Raw genomic sequence first — 24,630 nt, 5'->3', positions numbered from 1 at the left:
AAATTTAATCTCTTTCTGCCCTTTTGATCTATTCACTTTTAGATGAATAATAGATTAATTTTCAAGTCGTGTTTTCATCCATTATTTATAAAAAGCAGAGAAGCTAACATAAATAGGAAAATCGATAAAAGAAAAAGGCGTATTTGAAAAAATACGCCTTTTTTATATACATAAAATTATATGCTGCGGCGCCACTAGAATTAGTGGCACCTGTGCGCTCATGGTCAGTCCTTGGCCAGCTTCTCGAAAAGCGTCCTCATCGCCTCGAGAACACCGATCGGAAACTTCTTCAGCGTCTTCGGGACTTCCGGACCCTTGTTCGGATCTTCGAACTTGTCCAGAAGCTCCTTGGTTACTTCGAGTTTCTTACGACCGGCTTTGCAAAGTGCCTCTATGACGCTCTCGACGAGCGCTTCCTTTGCTCTTTCCTGCTCTTCCGCCGTCAGCTCCGTCTCACCGGATTCTGCCACACGCTGTTCCATAAGTGCCTCCATTAGTTGGAAAGTGGCGATTACCACTGACATTATCGTACCATAATAACTCAATCCATCCTACTGGTTCCGTTCTATTCATCCTCTTTGGATAAGGAAACATGTCGTTGAAATCTGCTAAACGATGAATAAATGATCGGAACAATAAACAATGTGAGCAGCGTAGAAGAGGTTAGTCCTCCGATAACTACTACGGCCAGCCCCTGCGAAATCAATGTACCTTGACCAAATCCTAATCCGAGCGGCAGCAGGGCACAAATGGTTGCAAGTGCCGTCATCAAAATAGGACGCAGTCGTGTCCCACCTGCTTCAATCAGCGCTTCTTTGACATCTAGACCTCTTCTTCGCTGTTGCTGTACGCGGTCAATCAAGACAATAGCATTGGTAACGACAATCCCAATGAGCATCAATGCCCCAATCATCGAAGATACACTGATTGGTTGCTTGGAGAGATAGAGACCAACAAGACCACCAATCACAGCAAATGGCAAGGAGAACAGAATAGTAAATGGTGCTGTAGCTTGACCAAATGTAATGATCATGACGATATATACAGCAGCAATTGCAATGAGCATTGCTATACCTAACTGCGAAAAGCTTTTCGTCATTTCATCTGCTGCTCCACCGATACTCGCTGTAACACCAGATGGCAAGGCTATTTTATTTACTTGTATTTGCAATGTTTTCGATAATGCACCTGTATCTTTGACAACACTGTCACCCGTAATAGTGGCATATTCTTCAAGATCTTCTTTTTGGATAGTAACAGGTGTTTTTTCTTGTTTGATGGCAGCAATGGTACCTAATTTTATCGTTTTGCCTAAAGAATTGATGAACTCTATTTTTTGTAACTCTTGAATGGATTTCGCATTGGTTTGAACCAACCCGAGTTTTACCTCTTGCGTCTGATCTCCTTGATCAAATGTCATGATATTGTCTGCCGTAAGCAAACCACGAACCGTAGAAGCTACCTGATTTACTTGCAATCCATTTGCGGCAGCTTTCTGCGGATCGACATGAACCGTAATCACATCTTTTTGATCCGACAAGTTATTCGTTACATTCGTTAGACCTTTCATCTTCTTCATTTCCGCTGTAATTTTCTCAGCAGCAACTCGAATATCTTCCAGCTTATCGCCTTTTACCGTCACTTGTAGCTGACTGCTGGAAGGAGGTCCTGTGCTGGAAACTTGTTCAACCTTGATCTCTCCATCCTTTTGCAGCGGTTCAAGCTGGGCACGAACGTGAGACAGCACTTTGTCTACATCTGCTGTTGATTGGAGACTGATAAAGAAGGAAGCTTGGTTACTGCTACCAACACTGCCACTAGCAGATAATTGGCCTTTTAAGTTCCCAACCGAAGTAGAAATTACTTCTACTTCTTTATTGGATTTGATTTTTGCTTCCATCTGGTCGGCTACTTGATTGGTTTTTTCTAATGTAGTGCCAGACGGCATTTTTAGACTGACAGACATTACTTTATCTTTGTCTGCTGGTAAGAAGCTCGTACCTATTAGCGGTACTAAAAACAAACTAGCAACAAGTAAAGCCAAAGATACAGACCATACAACCCATTTATGATCCAATGACCAACGCAGAGCCCGTTTGTATGCTTCTGCAATTTTACTTGGTTTCTCTTCTGTTTTGATCCTTTTCCCACGCAGCAAGAAAAGTTTAGCCAAAACAGGAACAACTGTTACTGCTACAAGTAGAGAACTGAGTAATGCCACTGACACTGTTATCGCAAATGGCATAAAAATTTCGCCTACTACGCCACTTACCAAACCCAGTGGTAAAAATACTGCTACGGTTGTCAAAGTGGATGAGGTGATGGCTGATGCTACTTCTCCTGTGGCAGTACGAATCAATTTCGTATTTCGTTCCGGATATTTCTTTAAGTGACGATAAATGTTTTCGATAACTACGATACTGTCATCTACTACACGACCAATGGCTACAGCAAGCCCACCAAGCGTCATAATGTTAAGCGTAATATTTGCTTGCTGAAGTACGATCAATGTGATAAATACCGAGATGGGAATCGAAACAATCGATATGAGTGTCATTCGGAAATTTCGCAGGAATATCAAAATAATAAACGCTGCAAACAAGGCTCCAAGTGTACCTTCTCGAATCATGGAATAAACGGATTCTTTCACTTGAATGGATTGATCATATAGCGTTTGCACACGAATATCTTTATTTTCTTTTTGTATTTCTACTAATTTTGCATTGATATCATCAGCTAACTCTACTACATTCGCGTCTGGATCTTTGACAATCTCTAGGTTAACAGATGGTTTTCCGTTCGTACGGGTGATCATTTCATTATCTTCACCCGACTCTGTAATGGTGGCAATATCCGATAATCTTACCGTTTCGATTTTTTGTTCTTCTACTTTTGGTTTACTTACCCCGCTGCTTTTTGGGAGTTTTACCTTACTAGAGGGACTACCAGCTTTTTGCTTTGGGAGTTTTGCTTGTAATGATTTTAATTGCCCATTAAGCTGTCGAAGAACACCTTGTTCTGCTTTGATCTTTTGTTGCAAACCTTGTACTTGACCTTTGTACTCTGGTTTATCTGGATTTTGCTGCATTTTTGCCATTACTTGATTCAAGGAAAGTTGATCACCAATAATCTGTGCTTGAATTTGTTGAGCAGCTTGTAAAATTTGAACTTGAGCTTGAAGCAGACCTACTCCTTGCCCTACTTGACCCAAACCTTGACCCAATCCACCAACAGCTTGCCCTAAACCTCCCACAGCTTGGCCAAGACCTTGAAAACCTTCTCCAATCTGATTAAAAGCATCTTCCAATCCAGCAGATGGATTACTTGGTACTGTTAATTTATAGTTTTTGAGGTCTTCAATCGTTTGGATGTTTTGCTCTACACGAACTGGTTTATCGATTTGATCTTGTGTAAAGTCTCCCACTGGTAAAGATAGATTTGCACCCTGTAAAGTTTGCTGAACTTGTTGCAGGGATAGATTATATTTCTTTAATTTCTCTGGTTTGAGTTTTATATAAACCGCTTTTGGACCTTGTCCTTTTACAGTGATCTCTCCAACGCCATTAATGGAAGTCAAGGTACTTTTCAAATCGTTGTTTACCCAGCGCTCTAAATCAGCAGAATTTTTGGTATCACTCGTGATTGCTAGATTCAAAAACGATATGGTATTAAAACCAAAACGATTAAAGGTAGTTTCCATTGCTTGTTCAGGTAAGGAAACTTTGCTTACTGCATCTTTGATTTCTTGTTGAGCCTTATCTAAATCTGTATCAAAATCATACTGAATGACCACCACAGATGTACTATCTGCGGTAACAGAAGAAATTTTATCAATTCCTTTTAATCCTCTTACTGATTTTTCGATTGGCTGTGTTACTTTTTTATCTATATCCTCTGGTGAAGCCCCAGGATATGGTGTTAGTGCAACGACAACCGGAAAACTAATATCTGGCATTGCCTCCATTTTCAACTGATAAGCTGTATAAATGCCTCCACCAGCTACAAGAAAAACCAATATGAGGACTGCTGCTACGTTCTTTAGTGAGAATCGGGTTAACCAGGTCAAAAGAAGACCTCCTCCACATGCTGCTAATTTTACATAAATTATACCGATCGGTATAATTAGGTGTCAATTTCTATTTCGTGAAGCTTTTATAGCAATTATAAAAAAATAGTGAAGGAATTAACTTACTTAACCACCCTCATAGGATTTCCTGCTACAAAAGTATGAGGTTCTATATTTTTGGAAACGACTGTACCAGCCCCAACTACAGCTCCATCTCCAATGACTACTCCAGGGAGAATTGTCGTATTTGCTCCAATCATCACATTATCTCCAATTTGCACTTCGCCAATACGATACTCGTTTATTAAATATTCATGCGTTAAGATTGTCGTATTATACCCGATAATCGTGTTATTCCCGATCCGGATTTTCTCAGGATATAACAAATCCATCATTACAAAAAACGCAATTGCTGTTTTGGAACCAATTTTCATTCCCAAACATCTACGATAAACACTATTTTTCAACCGAAAAAAGGGAAGATAACGGACTCCCCAACAGATAAGGGTGTTCCATAATACCTTCCAAAAAGAAATAGTATGGTACATCTGCCACAAAGAATTACTTCCTGTAACAGAAATGCGTTCTGTCTTTCTAGTTATTGGTCTTCACCTCTGTAGAAACCGTCTGCGTTTTTGCTTGTTTCGATGTATTTACTTCTGATTTTTTTACTCTCCGCCAAATGACAATACCAATAGCGATAACGACAGACAACATACTAATTAATTGAGCAATTCGTATGTTCCCACCAGTCAATTCCCCTGCTTGAAAAACCACTCCCATCGGAGCCCATAGGAATTGAAGAAGGGATGCCAACCAATCCGGACCATTAAAAGCTAGACTATCCGTTCTCAACCCTTCGATAAAGAATCGACCTAATGAATACCAAATCATGTATCCAAATAAGATTTCCCCACGTTTGGGAACAACGACATAGCGAAGGAATAATAGCACACCAAAACCAACCAAATTCCAAAGCGATTCATAGAGAAAAGTGGGATGGTACGTAACGCCGCCAATTGTCATTTGCTCTATTATCCAATTGGGTAGTTGGAGAGATTGTAAGAAGGTAACACTAACTGGACCACCATGGGCTTCTTGATTGATAAAATTACCCCAACGTCCAATTGCTTGTGCCAATAAAATACTTGGAGCAACAATATCTGCTAATTGTAAAAAAGACAGTTTGTGTTTACGTATAAACAAATAACCTACCAAAAAGGCAGCGATGAGTCCTCCATGGATAGCTAAGCCACCCTTCCAGACAGCAATAATTTCTTCTGGATGCGTTGCATAGTATTCCCATTCAAATAAGACATAGTACAATCTGGCACCAATTATGGCTGAGGGTAGTACCCAGATCATCATATCTAAAAGCTTGTCTGTATCTATACCCTGCCTTTTTCCTTCACGAACAGCAAGATATAGTCCAAGCATAGCTGCAGTTCCCATAATAATGCCATACCAGTGGATCTGAAATGGCCCTAGTGCAAACGCAACAGGATCAATTACAAGCATACATTCCATCCTCTCAATCAATGTACTCATTAGAGTACATTGTACAGGAAACAAATGATAAAAGAAAATGAGCTCCTTAAAAACCAAGTATTCCGATCTTAATAAAAAAAGATATTATTTATCATTATAGACAAATTTTATTTTCTATCTATAGGGTAGAATGTAGATGGAGGGTGATTATCGTGCTAAATATAGAAAGTTCTACAGAAACAAATGGAATCGAATCAAAAGGATACGATTGTTTAGAATGTGGGAAAAAAATGTGTGTTTCGGAATTAAACGGCATAGGAACATGCCAAACACCAGGTTGCCTCTACCACAATCCTATCCAATTTGTATACTATCCAAATTGGCAAGAGCCAAAAGTTAGTCGCGCAGGTCGCATTATCTTATTTCTGTAGTGCACATATAGGTTATTCATTCTCTCCAAGTGAATTTTCTAAACGAGTGACAAATTGTTCTGCTGCATGGTAACCCAATATTTTAGAACGATAATTCATTGCAGCTACTTCTATCAATACCGCCACGTTACGTCCTGGTCGAACAGGGATCGTCAATTTCGGAAGCTCTGAATCCATGATGCGAATAGTCTCTTCGGTTAAACCCAATCGATCATATGGATAATTTTCACGCCATGTTTCGAGACGCACTACCAGAGATATATGCTTCATATCCCTTACTGCTCCTGCCCCAAATAGTATCATCACATCCATAATTCCTAAACCACGAATCTCCAATAGATGTTTGATAATTTTAGGTGCTGTTCCATATAACTCTCCCTCTGTTACTTGCGTAATCTGTACCGCATCATCTGCAACCAACATGTGTCCACGTTTGATCAATTCTAATGCCGCTTCGCTCTTTCCTATACCACTTTCACCAGTGATGAGAACCCCAATTCCGTATACATCAACTAATACACCATGTAAAGTAGATACAGGTGCAAGTCGATTCTCTAAATAATCGGTTACTTTTCCTGCAAATTTTGTTGTAGGTGTGGGAGTTCGTAAGACAGGTACCCCTACCAAATTTGCAGCTTGTAATAAATCAGCGGGAGCATGAAGATCCCTTGTAATACAAATAGCAGGTACTTCAGGATGGCAAATCTTTCTCATTCGCTCTTCTCGCACATCAGCTGACAAACTTTCCACGAAAGATAGTTCCGTTCTCCCCAGTAATTGTAGTCTATCTACTGGATAGTAAGTAAAAAAACCAGCTAATTCCAAGCCTGGACGGTATAAATCACTAGTTTGAATCATTCGATCTAAAGATTCGTCATCACCGATTAATTCTAAATCAAATTCTGCTTGCAATTCATTGATTTTTACGCCTATACTCATCCAAATCTCGCTCCATTCAGCCACATCGTCAATTATTTCGTTCATCATGTGAATTGTGTAATATGTGTTGACAAGCTAGAGTTAAGATGTATCTTATCACATTTCTGACATATATATCGAATTCCGAGCAAAACAATCTTATTAACTAGGTTTTGTGTTGGGTTAAAAAACGATACAAAGATATCGTTTATATAAAGTCTTTTTTCTATTTTTGGGGTAGAACAACAACCGAACGACGAACCGATATTTGCCCAACTCTTGATCATCTTCGCCTTTTGAGAGAAAAAAGATTTCCAATAAAAGGCAAGTAGTATAAAAAACCGACTATTTACCTTAACGTGTAGGTAGTCGGTCTAATTGTGAAAGCAATCCTGTGACTCGGCATATTTGATAGATATGGAATTTTGATCCAACCACAATACAAGAGAACCGAAAAGTTCAATCTCAATCTTCGTTGGAAGTTAGATTCGATTTTTTCATAAAAGCCTTCGCTGTTTCCAAGTTTGCCCCCACTTGTACATTTCATCAAGGACTTGATTAAACTGCTTACCCTGTTCGGTTAACGAATATTCCACTGTAACTGGAGATGTTGGTAAGACTTCTCGATTTATAATTCCGTTACTTTCTAAGTGGCGTAAGACGACTGTTAAAGATTGAGTGCTGATCTCCCCTAAGCCTCGACGTAATTGATTAAAGCGTTTAGGGCCATCGTGTAATTTTCCAATGACTAAAAAAGTTCTTTTGACTCCAAGAATTCCTAATACTTCCCCAATAAGAGAAGTACATTCTTCATATTTTTCATCATTCTGAGAAGTGTCATCCATTTTTTACACCCCTAACGAATAGTAAGTATGTCAGTTACATGGAATTATATCAAAAAAAATTGCCTTCTTTTGTAAAAGAATGAAAGTCATTATAATTTAGTCGTAACAAAGCGATCATGTAAGCAATAGGAAGAGAGGGGTCCACTTGGTTCATTTAAGTATATTAGATCAATCTCCTGTAGTAGAAGGGAAAACAGAAGCCGAAGCATTGATGGAGACCTCACAACTCGCTCAAGAAGCCGATAAACTTGGATATACTCGTTTTTGGGTGTCTGAACACCATGCCATGAAAGCAATGGCTGGTTCAAGCCCTGAAGTGCTTGTTTCCCATCTAGCATCTGTTACTTCCCGTATTCGAGTGGGATCTGGCGGGATCATGATTCCACATTATAGTTCGTTTAAAGTAGCAGAAAATTTTCAAGTGCTGGAGGCACTTTATCCAGATCGAATTGATCTTGGCATAGGTCGAGCATCTGGTGGATTATCCCTTGCTTCAAAAGCTTTACAAGAGGGGAAAACAGAGATAATACCATATCATCAGCAAATAATAGATTTGATGCATTATTTGTATGGCTCATTTTCTAAGAATCATCGTTTCAGCAGGCTTCAAGTTACGCCTAGTGTTTTATCAGCTCCACCTATCTGGTTGCTTGGTTCGAGTATGGAAAGTGCACATCTTGCTGCTAGATTAGGAATCCCATATGCTTATGCTCATTTTTTATCATATCATGCTGATCCAACTATCATGAAGAGATATACTCAGCTGTATCAAACATCTGTTATTTGTGATCAGCCAAAAACGTTAATAGCGTTGTTTGTAATATGTGGAGAAACGGAAAAAGAAGCTGAAGAGATGACATCCACATTAGATTTGACTTTTCTTCTTTCTGAACAAAATCCTTATATTTCTAGAGTACCTTCAAAGAAGACTGTCAAATCGTATCCATACTCTGATCAAGATTTTCTTCGTATGAAGAATAATCGTAGTCGAATCATTGTTGGAAATCCGAAAAGTGTACGAGATCAAATACTTGAAATAGGAGAGACATTTGGCACAGACGAGTTCATGATTTTAACAATTACACATGATTTCAAGTCGAAATTAAAATCGTACCAACTACTGTCAGAGGCTTTCCATCTGGTTTCAAATTAAAATTCGTAAAATAGAGGAGTTTGTTTATATGTCAAATGAAATTACTAAAATCAGAAAACCGTTAATTGCGATAATAGTCGGAATGTTCATGATTTTATTAAATATGACTGCTTTAAATGTTGCAATTCCTGACTTAGTAGAAACGTTTCATAGTTCACTTTCCGTTATTCAATGGGCAACTACAGGTTATATTCTTGCAGAAGCTGTAATTATACCATTATCAGGTTGGTTTTCTGATAGGTTCGGAGCAAAACGTGTGTTTATTATATCTATTTTGCTATTCACGATTAGTTCGATTCTTTGTGTTCTTGCATCGAGCGCAGAGCAGTTCATTTTGTTTCGTGTACTACAAGGATTAGGTGGCGGAATGGTTATGCCAATTGGTATGGCTATTGTCTTTCGGATAAGCCCTCCTGATAAAGTTGGTACGGTAATGGGGATGTTGGGTGTGCCGATCTTGGTAGCACCTGTTATCGGTCCTGTGTTGGCCGGTTGGTTGGTAGAGTTTAGTAGCTGGCACTATATTTTTTGGATAAATATACCAATTGGAATCATAGGTATTTGGATGGGGATTCGATATATACCAAAATTAGAGAAACAAATCGCGGCTAAACTCGATATTCTAGGAATGATTTTCGGACCTCTTGCCTTTGCTGCCTTAGTCTATGGAGTTAGTCAAGCTGGGGAATATGGTTGGGGCTCTAAACACGTGATGATCGGTCTAGGTATAGGAATAATCTCTTTATTGATTTTCATCGTAGTTGAACTTCGCAAAAAGGACCCGCTATTGGAACTACGAGTCTTTCGTTCACATCCTTTTACGATTGCAGTTATCCTCTTATGGATCACAGCAATCGCTTTCTACGGAATTCTGTTTTTAAACCCTTTGTTTTTGCAAAAGGTTCAAGGATACAATGCTTTTGAAACAGGACTGCTTCTGCTTCCACAAGCAATCGCTTGTATCATTTTCGTACAACTAGGTGGACGGCTGTTCGATCGATTTGGAGTAAAACCATTGGTTATTGCTGGGGCGGCAATTATTGCTCTGGGAGCCTATCTACTTTCCAATCTTTCATCAAATAGCAGTCTGGGAGAGTTAGTTCTACCTTTACTACTAGCAGGTTCCGGACAAGCATTATTTGGCATGTCACTAAATGCATATATTATGAAATCTGCACCTCCGAAGCTAGTAAATCGTGTTACTTCACTTACGAATGCTACACAGCAAGTAATGGGTTCTTTTGCAGTAGCAGGGTTCTCAACTCTATTAACAAGCCGAATGCCGGAGAAATCAAGTGGAATAGCTTTAACCTCAGTTGATGCTTGGTCAAATGCTTTTAGCCTAACGTTTCTTGTAGTGATGGTAATAGCTGTTATAGGAATCATTATGGGATTGATACTTCGCAAACCAATAGATGAACCCAATTGATACTAATACGTATCTTGTGAAGTAAGGAAATCGATAGAAAAAGTTAAATATGCACTAGTATAGAGAAGGATAGTCTCAGTCTTTTCTGTAAAATAATAGCCATGCACTTTTCCTATTTTGACAGTACCATCAAAATATAATACATTATCATTATTATTAAATAATACTAATTATAAAATAAGGATGGATACCACATGAAAATTCTCTCGGTCGAACTCGCAATAACATGCCTTTCAAAAGTAAAACAATTTTACATAGATAATCTTGGTTTTTCTCTGCGATCCCAATCCACGGATACCTTTACCATGCTTGCAGGCTCTACCGACATCACTTTTATCTCAGCAAATACAGAACAAGATCCCTATTATCATATTGCGATGAATATTCCAAAAAACAAATTACCAGAAGCAAAAAAATGGTTGCTAGAAAAGGGTTGTCAACTACTGCCAACTACTACAATTGAAAATGCAGGCATTCATGCTGACGGGGACACTGTTTTCTTTGATGCAGTAAATGCCGAGTCCATCTACTTCTATGATCCCGCTGGTAATTTGGTAGAATTGATTGCACGTCAAAACTTGGAGAATGCCTCCACTAATCCATTTACAATTAATAGCATCCTCAATATCAGCGAGGTAGCGTTTGCATTCGATCAAAATCTACCCGATGCTATGCAAACTATATGCTCGCATTTTGATGTATCTCCATATACAGGTGACGAGAAAACATTTCAAATATTAGGTGATGATCAAGGAATGTTTATTCTTGGAGACACATCACGTGCATGGTATCCCACTCAACGCTTACCTGAAGTTCATCCCATTCGGATGACGATTTTGGGCAAACAACAGGTCGATTTACAACTCAAGCCATATCCCTATTTTATCGAGTCCATTCCTAATACTAAGTATTGAACCATTATATTTCCATAGCTAAAGTAAAGGGCTTTACATAGCAACCGATAAAAATAAACAGAGATGGATAACATATCTCTGTTTATTTTGTTTATTTATCTCAAGTCTTCTTATTTGCTACGGGTGCAACAGGGACTCCATGCTGACCTCGGCACGACGGCAGTTGGCCTCGGTGATGATCTGTTCGGCAGAAGCGATCTGTCGGGGGCCTCCGCTCGTACACCACCGTCTGTTTATAAGCGATCCAGTTCAGATCACGGTAAGGAATTCATCATAGATCTTGAATGCCCCATTGTCGAGCGCAGGCTTCACTTTGTTGGAGAAGTAATCCCAACACTCATCGGAGGAATAGATCCTTTCGTACAGACGCTCCTTCGCGGAGGCTTCCGTCTTCGTCGCCGTCAGGTCGCTCATGGCTTCCTCGATTTTATTCCGAAGTGGCTTGATTTATTTGAATTATTTCATATTTCCAAAGCTATTTCAATAAGATCTGGTGGAGGATCCTTGCCATAACTCAAGTTCAGACTTCAAGAAGAATGGTTAAAATTTACTCCCTTTTATTATATGAATGTTCAGAAAAAATAACACGGTGCTTATTTCACTCTAATTTAAGCATTTTCACCTCTATCTGAATCTAAACTCCCATATTTCAGAAATGGAGTATTTACTTGGTTCACATCTCCTATATGTATTCCATTCAAAAATCCTCATTTTCGGCATCTCCTAATTGTAGAGCTTTCTCCATATCGACAATATTATCAAATGCATTTAGAAGTCCTGTCCGATAGTTGTCTTCCTGCTGCCTTATAATCTTCGTTGCCTCTGATCGTGGCATTGGTCCAATTAATTGAGGAGGTACTTTGATTGGTGCAGGTCTTTCATCGTATATCACAAGGTAGACATGGCCAAATGGAGTGTGATTGATCTCTGATTGAAGGTCGGGAAACTCATCGCGCGCTTCCTCTTTCGTAAAGATTCTGTATGTTTTTTTGGTAAGTGAAGTGTATTTTCCCATATGTTAGCTCTCTCCTTTGTATCAAAAACTGATATACACAATTTCTACAATGATAGTTTGATTTCCTACTCTAAACATGGGTTAAGAAAATAAGCTTGCTTGCGTGAATCTGTATATCATTTAACAAATAGTAATTGTAGTAGATTCTTTCATTAAAATAATAAGAAATGACGAATAACAATGGAAGTATACCAAATTTAATAGAAATAAGTTGTGCGAGAATAATGACTCTTTTGTTCAGTGAGTACACACCATGCTTCTCTTATCTACAGACAAATTTATGTATATGAGATATAATATTTGTGTTTTTCAACATCTAAAGGAGTGTTTCCCTTGATTCGGAAGCTAGCATGGGTAATCATTATCATTGGTTTGTTTTTAGTCGTCTTTAATGGTTTCCAATGGTGGGATCAATTACGAAGAGCGGTTTATGATCCTATCGCTTCTAAAAAAGTCGCACAAGATTGGGACGATCTTCAAGCCAAAGATGCTTTAACTCAAGGTGTATCTACCAAAAATATAAAGCTAAAAGTCAGTAACCAAATTGGTGAATTAATTATTCCGAGAATGGGAGCTATTCTTCCTGTCGTCCATGGAACCGATGATGAATCACTCAAAAAAGGAATTGGACACTATATCGGTTATGGTACAGTAAATCCTGGAGAAACCGGTCATGTTGTTTTGTCTGGCCACCGGGATACAGTGTTACGAGGAGCAGGTCAACTTAAAATAGGGGATCGACTTTATGTAAAGTTTCAAGGCAATATCTACACTTATCAAATCCGTAAAACATGGATTACGGATGCAGAAGATCGAACCATCATTGTTCCTATTTCCAAACCAGTTTTGACACTTACTACTTGCTATCCTTTTGATTATATTGGCAGTGCACCAGATCGATACATTATTCGTGCAGAACTCATCGAAGTCAAAAAAGACAAGGAAGCAGTTTAATCGCATATCCACACATATAAAAAGCTAGCTGATTGATTCGACTTTTAGAATATCATTCAGCTAGCTTTTCTTATTTTTGTTGTCTATACCAAGCGATAGCCATCTGTTCGATCTCCATCATAAGAGGCTGCTTTCCTTTGATATAGGATACTTTATCAAAAGGAAATTGCCAAGATAGCTTCTCTTTATAATTTCCATATTTTTCTGCAACATTCAAATGTTCACGCAGATAATCCCGGAAGGCTAGATGACGCTCAATCGCAGGATGACTTACTGGAAAAAAATGAGCATGATGAGTGCGAATATTCCCTCCCTTTTGGAAATACCTGCGACCAATGATCCCATTTTCTCCTTTTGGTACATAACCTATTGCGATCATATCAGGATCAAATCGATCAATATGTACCATATCTTTTACAACAATGAGCATATCAATAATTGGTTTTGCTTGTAATCCTCTTATTGCTGTACTACCAATGTGATGAATGGCTGTCGATTCCGAATCAAAGATAGACTTCAATCTTTCTTTTTCCTCTTCAAACATTATTTTCCATTCACTAGTGTAAGGAAGCACTTCTATTTTTCTCACACCAACATCTCCCAATTATGATGAAGCCTAACTAGGTTCTACATGAATATGAACATCATAAATATCATAGGTTTGAATCAATTCATTTTCCACTTTCGTTGAGATATCATGAGCATCTTTAATCGCTAAATTTGCACATACGCAAAGAACCACATCTACGACAGCATGGTTTCCGTAGTTTCTCGCTTTTATATTTTTAACATCTTTCACACCATGAACATTTAAAATTGTTTCTTTGTATTCCTGGATTAAATTTTCATCATATCCATCCATCAAATAATGAGTGGCCTCTCGAAAGATATCCCAAGCTGTTTTACAAATAATAATGCCAACAATAATAGCAGTAATGATGTCCAACCAAGGCAAACGAAATTGAGAACCGATAATCCCAACCACTGCCCCAATGCTGACATATGCATCGGAGAGATTGTCTTTTGCTGCTGCCATGACTGCTTGACTTTTTGTCTGATTAGCGAGTTTTTTATTGTATTGGTAAACAAAAAACATCACAACCGCACAAAAGATACCCACCCAAACAGCAAGTAAATCGGGAACAGCTTTTTTTCCGCTCGCTATAGTAGTGAAACCTGTATATAAGACTTGTAATCCTACAGAAAACATAATAAATGAAGCGAGGAGAGAAGATACTGTTTCTGCTTTCCAGTGTCCATAAGGATGATCCTCGTCTGGCGGTTTTTGAGATAGGCGCAGTCCGATGAACACTGCAATCGAAGCAACAATATCTGTAGCGTTGTTTAATCCATCCGCAAACATAGCTTCAGATTTCGCCACATATCCAATACTTAATTTAAGAGCAGATAAAAAGAGATAAGCAACGATACTGATGATCGCGCCTCTTTCGCTCTTTTTTAGATTCTCATATCGCTCTTGGTCCAAATCAACCTCTCCCTTCCAACACAAATGCTATCCCATTCTAACAGTCTGCACTCGTGTGGGTCTAGAGAAACGTTTTTTTATGGATCATAAAAAATAACCAAGAGCAAAAAAAGTTGGGCATGCACAAGAATACACAAATGATTCTTTCTATTTTATGATTAGCCGCATATATTTTGCATGTTATTTCAAAAATGAGGTATATAACGTGATAAAGGAATCATGCGAAGTAAATATATCCGAAAAAAACAGCCCCCTCTCTCCCAGACGAATCGGAAGAGAGGGGTACTGCACTACTAGAGGAAGAGCGTTACCACCCCAGATGCACGGAGTGCTTCAGATCCTCCATCAGGAGCGGGACGAGGTTGGGCCAGGTGTTCAGGACAGCCATGCACAGCTTCCTGACACCGTGCCTCGACTGTTCGACGAAGACCAGCGACTCCGTGTGCGGGTCCGCACCGAACCCAGCGATGACCTCCGGAACGGTGAGCGAACACTCACCCGAGCTGACGAAGTTCACGTCACCGAGGTGAACGAGACGTCCACCCGGACGGTGGTAGCGCTCGAACGACACGTAGACCGCGGACTCTGTCACCATCGACGGGTTGATCCCCGTCTCGCTGAGACTGGCGATTCGGTTGGCCGCGAGCGGGTCGCTCGAAGCTGCGTGATCGCCGTTGAGCAGCTTGCCGGGGACGGTGACGAGACGATCCTTGCTGCGCTCGACCAGCCCCCAGTAGCGGGTGTCCGGGTCGATCTTGCCGATGACCCGGTGACCAGCGAACGTGTGCTCACTGATGTCACCACCCCTCACACTGATCAGCACAGGCTGGTTGGTGAAGGGGAGACCAAGCCCCAGCTCCTCGCGGCCCCACTTGAACTGGAATTCCGTCCGATCGAGACGTCCCGTGATCTGACCGTTCACGATCACGATCATCTCCTGGTCGAGACGGTTGTCGAAGGTTGCAGGCGTGACGATGCCACGCGTCCCTGTGAAGCCCTTCATCAGGGTACGGTGGCGCCACTTCTGGTCCTTCGTCATCTCCCTGTAGGGATAGACCTTCACTCCCTGTCGAAAGTTGACCGCAGTCCCCTCCGGCAGACGAACGACGAACTTCCCCTCCGGTCGGATGATCTGTTCCATGCTCACTCCTTAGTCGTGCAGTCCAACATCCTTGTGGATGGTTCCTTTTATTTTATCAAATAAAATAAAAGTAAACAAAGGATTCTCATTATTATTAACCATCCACCTTGTTTCTATCTATATAACTCCTGACATCCTCTATATAGTATGATGAAAGTATTCAAATAAGAGGAGAATCTCATGTTTAAAATCGGTACTTTCTCCAAGTTATCCGACGTTTCCATTAAAACATTACGCTATTATGATCAAAGAGATATATTAAAACCTAGCATGATCGATGAAACTTCAAGTTATCGGTTTTATGCTTCTTCCCAATTGCTGACGATTCGTAGAATCCAAGCTTGGAAAGATCAAGGATTTACATTGGAACAAATCAAAACCTTATTACAAGAAGACATACTCCCAGAAAAGGTTGTAAAATCACTCAAAGAAAAACAAGAGGAGCTACAACTTGCTATAGATGAAATGCATCTTCAATTAAACGAAATAAGCAAAAGAATCGATCATGTGGAACATCATGAGATGGAAAAAGTAAACCCTACTCCTGTTTTTAAAAAAAGAAACTCAATTTTAGTCGCATCCATTCGCGAAGTAATACCACAAAGCAGTTTTTGCTTACTGCTCGATGAAGTAAAAAAATATGTAAAATCGCACGGAGAAGACGAAAATAACTCTCTTATTGTTCAATGGTACAACAGCTCCTCGCGCAAAGAAGAAGAGAAACTAGATTTGGAGGTAGCAATCCCAATTACTAACCGTATTTCCGATTCGAAAAGAATAAAAGTCTACCACCTCCCAAAAGAAGAAAAAGTGGTCTCCCTAACGCATGAATGCAATCCATATCACATTGCTTGCGATGCTCAAAATCATTTACTTACCTATATCCAATCAAACAAGCTCAAAGTCAATCCAGATCATCCTATTCGTGAACACTATCTTTTTGGAGACAAAGAAGTGTATGGCTCCACAAGAAAAGCCGAATTATCTATCCCTATTCTGTAATACTTTCTTTTATCAAAAGAAAATTTGTATTTTTGCTTGACCCTCCCCTTAGGAGGAGATTGTAGAGTAAATCTATCAACGAAATGAGGAGTGTTCGAGATGGAACGTTTAGAAGGAAAAGTGGCATTGGTGACAGGAGCAGGAAGAGGGATAGGCAGAGGAATCGCATTGCGGTTAGGTCAGGATGGAGCTTTGGTTGCAGTCCATTATGGAAACAATAAAACCACAGCGGACGAAGTTGTCGAGCAGATCAAAGCAAATGGAGGACAAGCTTTTGCAGTACAAGCAGATTTGAGAAATATTGCTGGTGTTCATCAGTTAGTCGAAACATTTACAGCAAAATTAGAGAGTCAAACAGGCAGTTCCCACTTTGATATATTGGTGAACAATGCTGGCATTGGAACAGCCCAAAAACTAGAAGAAACAACAGAACAAGAATTTGATCAATTATTTGCAGTAAATGTAAAAGCACCATTTTTCTTGGTTCAACAACTGTTATCCAATCTGCGCGATGGCGGACGAATTGTGAATGTCTCATCTGGTGTCACTCGAATTGCCATGCCAGATATTATTTCTTATAACATGACCAAAGGTGCACTCAATATTTTCAACTTAAATCTAGCCCAATTACTAGGACCTCGAAATATTACGGTCAATGCTGTGCTTCCGGGTATTATTGATACAGATGTCAATGCAGCTTGGTTACATACACCAGAAGGTCAAGCGATGGCAAAAAATATGTCCACGTTAGGAAGAGTAGGAGAAACTGCTGATGTAGCAGATATCGTATCTTTCCTCGCTTCTGATGATGCGCGGTGGATCACAGGGGATACGATCGATGCTACAGGTGGTTCTCATCTCTAATCATATCCCTAAATCATACTTTACCTTATCGTATAGCAGTAAATAGGAATGCTTAACGAGCCTCTATCTTTCCTTTTCAGGAGATAGGGGTTTTGTTCTTTTAAGCAGAGTCAAATGTACTCGAATAAAACCCTCCATTATCACACCCAATAGATTGATATCTCCATCGATTTAAAACCTTCTAGTATCAGTAAATAAAATCAGTACAAGTAAAAGCTGATTACGTTCGATATTTTCCACACTTCTGATCTCAATATAAAAATTTAAATATTAATTACATTCAAAATAAAATATAATGATAACAACTGTTCCCTCTCACATTTGGACAAATAATTATGCGTTTCAAACATCTACGTGAACTTAGCAAGTTGGGGTGGTATGGCATTTTCACAAGCCTCTCCCAGCTAAGTCTCAACCTAGTTGATGCCTGGTTTGTTTCTAGGATCAGCTTGGTGGCAGTGACAGCAGTAGGGATTGCGAGTAGCATCCTGATGCTGGTACAGCAACAGGTAATCCACGCAGTGGCAGTTTCAACGTCTGGCCTTATCTCTAATAGTCGAGGAGGCGAGAATCTGTTGGATGAAAAGGACTCAAAGCCACTGTCTGATTCATCCAAACTCAAGCAGATTCGGGCAATTGCAGCACAAGGAATCCTCCTCTCGATCAAGGTCGGAGTTGGATGCGGGTTGCTGTTCATCTGTCTTGCTCCCGTACTGGTTCAGATCCTATTTGGAGCGGACTCCCAAACCACATCAGAAACCGCAGCCTATCTGCGAATTTTGGGTGGTTGTGCGATCTTCCCTTGCATGATGGGAATGATGAACCAAATCCTCCTTGGAAACAAAGACAGCAAGACGGTCTTCGTCGTTGGAGTAACGATGAATGTGATCCACTTGCCACTGGATTATCTATTCATCTTTACCTTTGACCTTGGAGTACAGGGAGCGGCAATCGCAACCGTTCTCGCTAACTTCTTTGGGCTGGTATTCGTGTGGTGTTCGGTCAAGAAAAAGATCTTTGGGCTGAACTGCAAATGGTGGAAAGTACAGAAAAAAAATTTTGCTGACAGCGATTTGTGGCGTCGCAACACGATGCTTCAGAAAAAGCTGATCAAGCAATCCCTTCCCACCTTCGGTTCTGGGATCACCAATGCGTTGTCCTTGATGTATGTCAACCGGACCATGCTCCAATATGGAACGGAAGTCTATGCAGCTGGTCTAATCGCGAGACAAATCAAACAGGTACTGAGTACCGCGTGGGTCCAAGGTTTTGCCAGTGCAGTGATCCCTACTGTCGGAAAGTGCTTCGGAGCAAAAAAATATAACGAAGCCCTCCGATACTGCAATTGGGCAGTCGCAGTAGTATCAATAGGCTCGGCTGTGATGTGGGGAGTTCAATTCCTCACAGGCGAATGGATCATTGGTCAGTTTACAAATGATCCCCATGTCATCATGATGAGCCACTGGATGCTTTCCATGCTTGTGATCATGGATGCCATTTGGGCTGTCCATCTCTGCGTTTTCCGTTCCCTTAATGGAGTCAGGTACAAAAAAGGACAAGTCTCATCGGTTTTCGCTGCGTCTCTGCTCCTTTGCTGCGGAGTCGGCTATGCAACTCACAATGGATGGGATTACAAAACCATCTATTATCTGCAATTGGGCTACTGGGTACTGACTTGTCTTTTTACAGTATCGCGATTCTATTCGCGCAAGTGGATTCCTGCGCAAACCCCAAAAAAGACCCAGAAATAGGCATGGACGGGTTATTCATGGACACCTGCTTGGGTTCCGATGTGGTTTCCGACTTGGATTCCAGAGTGGAGCCGAGAAGTAAGGGACAAAGGTTCCCAATAGGCTAAAAAGCACACTCCTTCTTGCAGGGAGTGTGCAGCACTTTCAAACCTCTTACATCCAATCAAACCTAATATGATCCTCGTTTAACATCAGATGGCATCGTCTTGATTCATCACACCAATAGGATATTCTATTTATTATAAAGATAAAACAAACGCTGAATAAAAATAATAAGTTGAATCAAAGCTAGTGTGACCAACAAAATGATGATACTAGGCATCGTATAATAAATACCCTGCCAAGTTAAAACACGCCCACCACCTATGAATGAAAGCAACGGAGAAAAACTTATCAGAAGTACGAGCGGGATGAATCGTAAACTTAAATAAAACCAGTTTTTCCATTGTGCACGATACTTTCTATTTTCGTTCCAATGTTTTGTGCGCATAAGCGTTCTAATCCCTAGTAGTATCGTCACAAGAATAGCGATCCCCATCCCAATTTCATACCATTGATTGCTTATTGGTTTGGAGAAAGATTGATTCATCAATAGAGCTGCTATTCCTCTTGTGAAACTCGTATAATCCACAAAGGAGTTTAGACCACTGTTAAAAAGGACAACTACTCCAATACCATCATCAGGTAACATTTCTGCTTCTGCTTTATAGGTCCAAAATATCCCCCCATGAGAGATTTGCTGCTTTCCATCTTTGGTTTTTCCTATGTTCCATCCCAACCCATAGTTTACTTTAGGATCAATCGAGGAATGGGTTTGTTTTAACCCATTTGCACTTAAGATTTGCTTTGTTTGTTCGTTCCCATTATTCAACTGAAAAGCTAACCATTTCGCCATATCATTTGCTGTAGATACCATACCAGCAGGCCCTGCCACAAACCAATCGGGTTCATTCGTTTTCAGCGGTTGGCCAAATAAATAATGATGTCCTTCCGAGAAATTTGGCAGCTTTTTTAACTGACTTGTAGAAGAAACATGAGTTGTATTTTTCATTTCAAGCGGTTGAAAGATATGCCTTTTCAAATAAGCACCAAAATCTTCTTTACTTATTACTTCTACTAAACGCGCCAATATTTGATAGTTTGGATTATGATAATGATACTCCTGACCTGGCTCACTAGCTAAAGATACGTCTTGTAAATGGCTTATTACTTCACTTAACGTTTTTGGCTGTTCGCCTCTCGTCATATCTGGGTTTACCCCGTCTGTAAGGCCACTTGTATGCTGAAGCAAATGTCGAACCGTAATTTTGTCTCCGCGTGGATCAGCTAGTTTAAAGTAGGGAAGGTAAGTTATAACTGGACGATCTAACTCCAGCTTTCCAGCTTCTGCTAACTGTATCACCGCCAATGCTGTAAATGCTTTACTTAACGATGCAATCGCAAATGGAGTATCTGCTGTAACTTTTTGATGATCACTTGTCTGTCCGTATCCTTTCGTAAAAACAACTTTACCTTGATACGTTATTGCTACAGATAGGCCAGGTATTTTATAATTTTTCATATTATTCTGAATAAATTTGTCGATTTTATTTATCTGCATATTCCCCTGTGCTCCAGCCTTACCCCACGGTAAGACTGTTAACAAACAAATCGCGAGTATCACCATAAGTATTCTGTTTTTATTTTTCACTTTTTCATCTCCCATTTATTGTACATCTGCTTTTTCTATGTTTTTCAGACTAATCGAAGCTAATATCAAACCCACTAATACCCATCCGATACTGATAAGAATGACGCTCCACAATGATCCGTTATAGTAAAATCCACTTCCTATTAAATTAATGATAAAAGGGGTGAGGATGGTGGCTGGAACCGATTTTTGCAACATTCCAATATAATAAGAGACTAAGCTAATTCCTACTGTAGCTGTAGCAAATAGGAGCATACGAAGTACTTCTTCTAAAAGCATGGAACTTGTCCATTCCTCTGGAATTGCATGGATGTAATCATTTTGAATGACCAACGCACTTCCAATCCCTACACTTGCAATCACTGTTGTAACAAAAGCAAACATACTGATAAAAATAAGCTTCGCTAACAAAATTCTTCTCCTCGGATGAGGGTAGGCGAATAAAATGCTAATCGTTTTATTTCGATATTCTTCTAGTACTACTTTCGTAATGAGAATCGCAGTAATAATGGAAAAGGTAGCACTCACATAGAAATGTATCTCCGCAAATGCATCCCGATAATTCAAATACCCAACCGGATTTCCACTTTTGTTAATCACACACCAGAAAATGAGGATCAGTATAGCTAACATAGAGGAAAAAACAAGCGTTTTGAGTTGCGCTCTTTTATATTCCAATTGGATGAGATGTAACAGAGGGAACACCTCCTTTGTGGATTGTTTCAAGAAAGAATTCCTCTAAAGATAGTTCCTTCTTTATTATAGATGCTAGGCCAATTCCATTGTCTATGAGCTCTTTGGATAGATCAATAGGGGAAACACCAGACTGATATATCCGAATCGTACTGCCATCCATTACTTTGAAATTTGTAATCTTCATCTTAGTTTCTAAAATAAACGAAGCTTTCTTGCTATCGGTGACGACCACTTCTATATAATCACGTACTTGCGAGCGAACTTGCGACATGGAAACTTCTTTTATCATTTTGCCATTTTGTATCACGCCAATCGTATCTGCAAGATGATCGATTTCCTGTAATAGGTGGCTCGAAATAAAAAGCGTAATACCAAACTCTCTATTTAACTTCTGGCAAAAATCGCGTAATTCTTGTATTCCAACAGGGTCCAAACCATTTGTTGGCTCATCCAGAATTAATAGTTCAGGTTTCGTGCTAATTGCTCTTGCAATACCTAAACGTTGTTTCATCCCTAGAGAAAAATATTTTACAAGTTTTCCTTTTGTGTCCGCCAATCCTGTCCATTCTAAAGCCTCTTGAATTGCTTTTGTGTCGTAAAATCCCATGTATTCACAATGCATGATTACATTCTCATATGCGGTTAAGTTCTCATAGAAGATTGGATACTCCATGACACTACCCATTCGCTTTAAACTTTCGTAAGAGGTTGGAGTTAAGAGTTGCCCAAATAGTTCAATCGTACCGCTAGTTGGTTGGATCAAATTTGTGATCATTCTCATCGTTGTCGTTTTTCCTGCACCATTTGGGCCAAGGAAACCGTATATTTCCCCTTGTTTTACATGCATATCGAGATTCGAAATTATTTCTTTTCCATTTGAAATCTTATTCACTTTGGTCATCTGTATAATGTTGCTCATCGACTATGTCCTTTCTTGATCTTTACAGGTAAGTGATTTGATAATTGAAATATAACAAGAACTAATTTCGTATTTCCTTCAAAAACCTTAAGAAAGTCTTTCAATCAAAAAATAGATTACGAGACGGTAGGAATTCGATCAAATTGGATCGTAAAGATGGTCTTCTCAAAAGGTTTACTAGAAACGGAGATTTGAGCCTTTATATTTTCTGCCAATCGCTTTGTAATAGTAAGACCTAACCCACTGCCTTGATACAATTGATTTCGCGAGTCTTCTAGTGTGTACAACCGTTCAAAAATGAGCTTTTGTGCTCTTTCCTTGATGCCTTTGCCTTGATCCCATACATCGATCCAAGCATGATGATCATCATATCGAAGATTCACTCCAATCACTTGTCCATCAGCTCCATATCGGATCGCATTGGATATCAAATTATGCAAAATTCGATTTAATGCTGTTACATTACTATTTACATAAACTGGAGTATCAGGAATCTCAATCTTCACTTCCAATCCCTTGTCTGTAACTTGTTCATAAAAGAACAGAATATTATTTTTACAAACTTCATTAAGCTGGATTTTGGATAAGGCTAAATCCAAATCGCCAGATTCTAATTTAGCAAGATCAAAAAATTTGTTCATCAAATCAAGGATGTGTTGTGCCTTTTCGTGAATTTTGCCTACTAATCTATTTTGTTCTTCTTCTGATATGTTTGGATTCACTGTTAAGGCTTCAGACAACCCGAGTATCACCGTGAGAGGGGTTTTCAAATCATGGGACATATTCGTATGCATTCTTCGTATAGACTGCTCCAATTGTGTATAAGTCAAAGTCGTTTTGTTTTTTTGTGCCAATAAACGATTTAAAACGATCAGGAGTTTTTGTGTCTCCCAATCGTTTGTAAATACTTGAATGTTTTCTGTTGTTTCTCCTTGTAAGATGGCAGTTAATTTTTCACGAATGTAGACAAGATCCTGACTCTGTTTTCGCTTCGAAAAAAGGAAATATATATTACTACAAACCAAAAATAAGATAAGAGCTATATATACGAAAATCATGAAAAATCCCCCAACCGATATCCGATTCCCCATACGGTTTTGATGTACTGTGGAGAGGATGGATCGTCCTCTATCTTTTCTCTTAGTCTACTTATATGTACTTGAATGGCATTCTCATCTGCGAAAAAATCTTCTTTCCATACCATTCGATAGATATGCTCTTTGGAAAATGCTCGCTTAGGTTCCGACATAAATAACTTTAGTATTTGTAGTTCCTTCGCAGTCAGTTTGATTTCTTTCCCCTTTTTATATAATCTCAGCGTTTTCATATCTAGAACAAGATCATGGAACGTTATATGTGATTTCGCTTCAGATTTATCACTTTTCATCGTATACTGTGTCACACGACGAAGCATTGCTTTTATTCGTGCAGATAATTCTAACAGTGAAAAAGGTTTTGCTATATAATCATCCGCACCAAATCCAAGTCCAAGAGCCTTATCTAGCTCTGAATCTTTAGCTGATAGTATTAATACAGGCACAAAACTATCCGTTCGTATTTGTTTTAATAATTCTATTCCATCCATACCAGGCAACATCAAATCGAGCAGAATAAGTTCAAATGCTTCTTTACGCAGACAATTACTTGCCGTTAATCCATCTGCCACATGAGAGACATCCATCCCTTCCTTTGTTAGGTAGTTCACGACCATCTCTGCGATCTCTTGATCATCTTCAATCAGAAGTATTTTTTCATTCATCTATTTGTCTCCTTCTCTTGAACTAGCACAACATAAGGAGTCCTTTGTTCATAACAATAGAAGGTTGGTCGAGTGTAGGGGGAGTTGCTCTCGATCAATACGTTCTACT

At 39.5% G+C, this 24,630-nt stretch carries 24 protein-coding genes; 9 read left to right on the top strand and 15 right to left on the bottom strand.

The features are described 5' to 3' along the window. Positions 1-224 precede the first annotated feature (224 nt). From A3GQ_RS0108535 to lgt, 4 genes are all read right to left on the bottom strand, one after another. Positions 225-482, bottom strand: coding sequence for a hypothetical protein (locus A3GQ_RS0108535; RefSeq protein ID WP_028776697.1), 258 nt, complete (start codon positions 480-482; stop codon positions 225-227). Positions 483-565: 83 nt separating this feature from the next. Then, positions 566-4,066 carry an efflux RND transporter permease subunit gene (locus A3GQ_RS23850; protein WP_051271427.1) on the bottom strand — a complete coding sequence of 1,167 codons (3,501 nt, stop codon included), beginning with the start codon at positions 4,064-4,066 and terminating at the stop codon, positions 566-568. 122 nt (positions 4,067-4,188) lie between these two features. Further along, the gene (locus tag A3GQ_RS0108525) at positions 4,189-4,614 is read right to left on the bottom strand and encodes an acyltransferase (protein WP_051271470.1); all 426 of its coding nucleotides are present in this window, start codon (positions 4,612-4,614) and stop codon (positions 4,189-4,191) included. Between the two features lie 46 nt (positions 4,615-4,660). Next, positions 4,661-5,584, bottom strand: a complete 924-nt coding sequence (gene lgt / locus A3GQ_RS23845) for a prolipoprotein diacylglyceryl transferase (protein ID WP_156877619.1) — start codon at positions 5,582-5,584, stop codon at positions 4,661-4,663. A gap of 182 nt (positions 5,585-5,766) precedes the next feature. On the opposite strand from lgt, the gene A3GQ_RS0108515 reads away from it, so the two are divergent. Continuing rightward, a complete protein-coding gene (locus A3GQ_RS0108515) occupies positions 5,767-5,985 on the top strand; it encodes a hypothetical protein (RefSeq protein ID WP_028776695.1) in 219 nt (72 codons plus the stop codon). 12 nt (positions 5,986-5,997) lie between these two features. Here the strand turns inward: A3GQ_RS0108515 and hprK are convergent, their stop codons facing one another. Further along, positions 5,998-6,924, bottom strand: a complete 927-nt coding sequence (gene hprK / locus A3GQ_RS0108510) for an HPr(Ser) kinase/phosphatase (RefSeq protein WP_028776694.1) — start codon at positions 6,922-6,924, stop codon at positions 5,998-6,000. A 476-nt stretch (positions 6,925-7,400) separates the two neighbouring features. Next, complete coding sequence (locus A3GQ_RS0108505) at positions 7,401-7,748, bottom strand: winged helix-turn-helix transcriptional regulator (protein ID WP_028776693.1); 348 nt, start codon at positions 7,746-7,748, stop codon at positions 7,401-7,403. A gap of 145 nt (positions 7,749-7,893) precedes the next feature. Between A3GQ_RS0108505 and A3GQ_RS0108500 the strand changes: the two genes are divergently transcribed. The 4 genes from A3GQ_RS0108500 to A3GQ_RS0108485 all read left to right on the top strand — a co-directional run bounded on the left by A3GQ_RS0108500 (position 7,894) and on the right by A3GQ_RS0108485 (position 11,757). Beyond that, positions 7,894-8,901 carry an LLM class flavin-dependent oxidoreductase gene (locus tag A3GQ_RS0108500; RefSeq protein ID WP_028776692.1) on the top strand — a complete coding sequence of 336 codons (1,008 nt, stop codon included), beginning with the start codon at positions 7,894-7,896 and terminating at the stop codon, positions 8,899-8,901. 28 nt (positions 8,902-8,929) lie between these two features. Next, positions 8,930-10,330, top strand: a complete 1,401-nt coding sequence (locus A3GQ_RS0108495; RefSeq protein WP_028776691.1) for an MDR family MFS transporter — start codon at positions 8,930-8,932, stop codon at positions 10,328-10,330. A gap of 194 nt (positions 10,331-10,524) precedes the next feature. Beyond that, positions 10,525-11,244 carry a VOC family protein gene (locus A3GQ_RS0108490; RefSeq protein WP_028776690.1) on the top strand — a complete coding sequence of 240 codons (720 nt, stop codon included), beginning with the start codon at positions 10,525-10,527 and terminating at the stop codon, positions 11,242-11,244. Positions 11,245-11,307: 63 nt separating this feature from the next. After that, on the top strand, positions 11,308-11,757 hold the full coding sequence (locus A3GQ_RS0108485) for a hypothetical protein (protein WP_028776689.1): 450 nt from the start codon (positions 11,308-11,310) through the stop codon (positions 11,755-11,757). 184 nt (positions 11,758-11,941) lie between these two features. Here A3GQ_RS0108485 and A3GQ_RS0108480 read toward each other — a convergent pair whose 3' ends face one another. Then, entirely contained in the window at positions 11,942-12,259 is a 318-nt protein-coding gene (locus tag A3GQ_RS0108480) for a hypothetical protein (RefSeq protein ID WP_028776688.1), read from the bottom strand. Between the two features lie 333 nt (positions 12,260-12,592). Between A3GQ_RS0108480 and A3GQ_RS28000 the strand changes: the two genes are divergently transcribed. After that, positions 12,593-13,213: a class D sortase gene (locus A3GQ_RS28000; protein ID WP_037464345.1), complete on the top strand. Its 621-nt coding sequence runs from the start codon at positions 12,593-12,595 to the stop codon at positions 13,211-13,213. 70 nt (positions 13,214-13,283) lie between these two features. Here the strand turns inward: A3GQ_RS28000 and A3GQ_RS0108470 are convergent, their stop codons facing one another. The 3 genes from A3GQ_RS0108470 to A3GQ_RS26830 all read right to left on the bottom strand — a co-directional run bounded on the left by A3GQ_RS0108470 (position 13,284) and on the right by A3GQ_RS26830 (position 15,840). Then, positions 13,284-13,802, bottom strand: coding sequence for a GrpB family protein (locus A3GQ_RS0108470; RefSeq protein ID WP_028776686.1), 519 nt, complete (start codon positions 13,800-13,802; stop codon positions 13,284-13,286). 27 nt (positions 13,803-13,829) lie between these two features. After that, positions 13,830-14,699 carry a cation diffusion facilitator family transporter gene (locus tag A3GQ_RS0108465; RefSeq protein WP_028776685.1) on the bottom strand — a complete coding sequence of 290 codons (870 nt, stop codon included), beginning with the start codon at positions 14,697-14,699 and terminating at the stop codon, positions 13,830-13,832. Positions 14,700-15,006: 307 nt separating this feature from the next. After that, entirely contained in the window at positions 15,007-15,840 is an 834-nt protein-coding gene (locus tag A3GQ_RS26830; RefSeq protein ID WP_156877618.1) for a hypothetical protein, read from the bottom strand. A gap of 180 nt (positions 15,841-16,020) precedes the next feature. On the opposite strand from A3GQ_RS26830, the gene A3GQ_RS0108455 reads away from it, so the two are divergent. From A3GQ_RS0108455 to A3GQ_RS0108445, 3 genes are all read left to right on the top strand, one after another. Then, positions 16,021-16,842, top strand: coding sequence for a MerR family transcriptional regulator (locus tag A3GQ_RS0108455; protein ID WP_028776683.1), 822 nt, complete (start codon positions 16,021-16,023; stop codon positions 16,840-16,842). Positions 16,843-16,941: 99 nt separating this feature from the next. Beyond that, the gene (locus A3GQ_RS0108450; protein ID WP_028776682.1) at positions 16,942-17,706 is read left to right on the top strand and encodes an SDR family oxidoreductase; all 765 of its coding nucleotides are present in this window, start codon (positions 16,942-16,944) and stop codon (positions 17,704-17,706) included. Positions 17,707-18,041: 335 nt separating this feature from the next. Next, a complete protein-coding gene (locus tag A3GQ_RS0108445) occupies positions 18,042-19,457 on the top strand; it encodes an MATE family efflux transporter (protein ID WP_028776681.1) in 1,416 nt (471 codons plus the stop codon). Between the two features lie 232 nt (positions 19,458-19,689). Here A3GQ_RS0108445 and A3GQ_RS23840 read toward each other — a convergent pair whose 3' ends face one another. The 5 genes from A3GQ_RS23840 to A3GQ_RS0108420 form a co-directional block, all read right to left on the bottom strand. Then, a complete protein-coding gene (locus A3GQ_RS23840; protein ID WP_169818265.1) occupies positions 19,690-21,147 on the bottom strand; it encodes a serine hydrolase domain-containing protein in 1,458 nt (485 codons plus the stop codon). A gap of 15 nt (positions 21,148-21,162) precedes the next feature. Further along, positions 21,163-21,873, bottom strand: a complete 711-nt coding sequence (locus tag A3GQ_RS0108435) for an ABC transporter permease (RefSeq protein WP_083964161.1) — start codon at positions 21,871-21,873, stop codon at positions 21,163-21,165. Beyond that, entirely contained in the window at positions 21,815-22,762 is a 948-nt protein-coding gene (locus A3GQ_RS0108430; RefSeq protein WP_028776679.1) for an ABC transporter ATP-binding protein, read from the bottom strand. The genes A3GQ_RS0108435 and A3GQ_RS0108430 overlap by 59 nt, the downstream gene beginning before the upstream one ends. A 116-nt stretch (positions 22,763-22,878) precedes the next feature. Beyond that, positions 22,879-23,820, bottom strand: coding sequence for a sensor histidine kinase (locus tag A3GQ_RS0108425; RefSeq protein ID WP_028776678.1), 942 nt, complete (start codon positions 23,818-23,820; stop codon positions 22,879-22,881). Further along, entirely contained in the window at positions 23,817-24,521 is a 705-nt protein-coding gene (locus A3GQ_RS0108420; RefSeq protein ID WP_028776677.1) for a response regulator transcription factor, read from the bottom strand. The genes A3GQ_RS0108425 and A3GQ_RS0108420 overlap by 4 nt, the downstream gene beginning before the upstream one ends. Between the last annotated feature and the right edge of the window lie 109 nt (positions 24,522-24,630).

It is taken from the genome of Shimazuella kribbensis DSM 45090, assembly GCF_000428065.1.
GTDB lineage: Bacteria > Bacillota > Bacilli > Thermoactinomycetales > Thermoactinomycetaceae > Shimazuella > Shimazuella kribbensis.
The sequence above is the reverse complement of the archived record's forward strand: the minus strand, read 5'-3'. Positions and strand labels throughout refer to the sequence as shown.

Excerpts from the sequence above, each read along its gene's own strand:
- A3GQ_RS0108535 (WP_028776697.1), bottom strand. The coding sequence starts at position 482 with ATGGAACAGCGTGTGGCAGAATCCGGTGAGACGGAGCTGACGGCGGAA.
- A3GQ_RS0108525 (WP_051271470.1), bottom strand. The coding sequence starts at position 4,614 with ATGTACCATACTATTTCTTTTTGGAAGGTATTATGGAACACCCTTATC.
- lgt (WP_156877619.1), bottom strand. The coding sequence starts at position 5,584 with ATGCTTGTAATTGATCCTGTTGCGTTTGCACTAGGGCCATTTCAGATC.
- hprK (WP_028776694.1), bottom strand. The coding sequence starts at position 6,924 with ATGAGTATAGGCGTAAAAATCAATGAATTGCAAGCAGAATTTGATTTA.
- A3GQ_RS0108505 (WP_028776693.1), bottom strand. The coding sequence starts at position 7,748 with ATGGATGACACTTCTCAGAATGATGAAAAATATGAAGAATGTACTTCT.
- A3GQ_RS0108495 (WP_028776691.1), top strand. The coding sequence starts at position 8,930 with ATGTCAAATGAAATTACTAAAATCAGAAAACCGTTAATTGCGATAATA.
- A3GQ_RS0108490 (WP_028776690.1), top strand. The coding sequence starts at position 10,525 with ATGAAAATTCTCTCGGTCGAACTCGCAATAACATGCCTTTCAAAAGTA.
- A3GQ_RS0108485 (WP_028776689.1), top strand. The coding sequence starts at position 11,308 with ATGGATAACATATCTCTGTTTATTTTGTTTATTTATCTCAAGTCTTCT.
- A3GQ_RS0108480 (WP_028776688.1), bottom strand. The coding sequence starts at position 12,259 with ATGGGAAAATACACTTCACTTACCAAAAAAACATACAGAATCTTTACG.
- A3GQ_RS26830 (WP_156877618.1), bottom strand. The coding sequence starts at position 15,840 with ATGGAACAGATCATCCGACCGGAGGGGAAGTTCGTCGTTCGTCTGCCG.
- A3GQ_RS0108455 (WP_028776683.1), top strand. The coding sequence starts at position 16,021 with ATGTTTAAAATCGGTACTTTCTCCAAGTTATCCGACGTTTCCATTAAA.
- A3GQ_RS0108450 (WP_028776682.1), top strand. The coding sequence starts at position 16,942 with ATGGAACGTTTAGAAGGAAAAGTGGCATTGGTGACAGGAGCAGGAAGA.
- A3GQ_RS0108445 (WP_028776681.1), top strand. The coding sequence starts at position 18,042 with ATGCGTTTCAAACATCTACGTGAACTTAGCAAGTTGGGGTGGTATGGC.
- A3GQ_RS0108430 (WP_028776679.1), bottom strand. The coding sequence starts at position 22,762 with ATGAGCAACATTATACAGATGACCAAAGTGAATAAGATTTCAAATGGA.
- A3GQ_RS0108425 (WP_028776678.1), bottom strand. The coding sequence starts at position 23,820 with ATGATTTTCGTATATATAGCTCTTATCTTATTTTTGGTTTGTAGTAAT.
- A3GQ_RS0108420 (WP_028776677.1), bottom strand. The coding sequence starts at position 24,521 with ATGAATGAAAAAATACTTCTGATTGAAGATGATCAAGAGATCGCAGAG.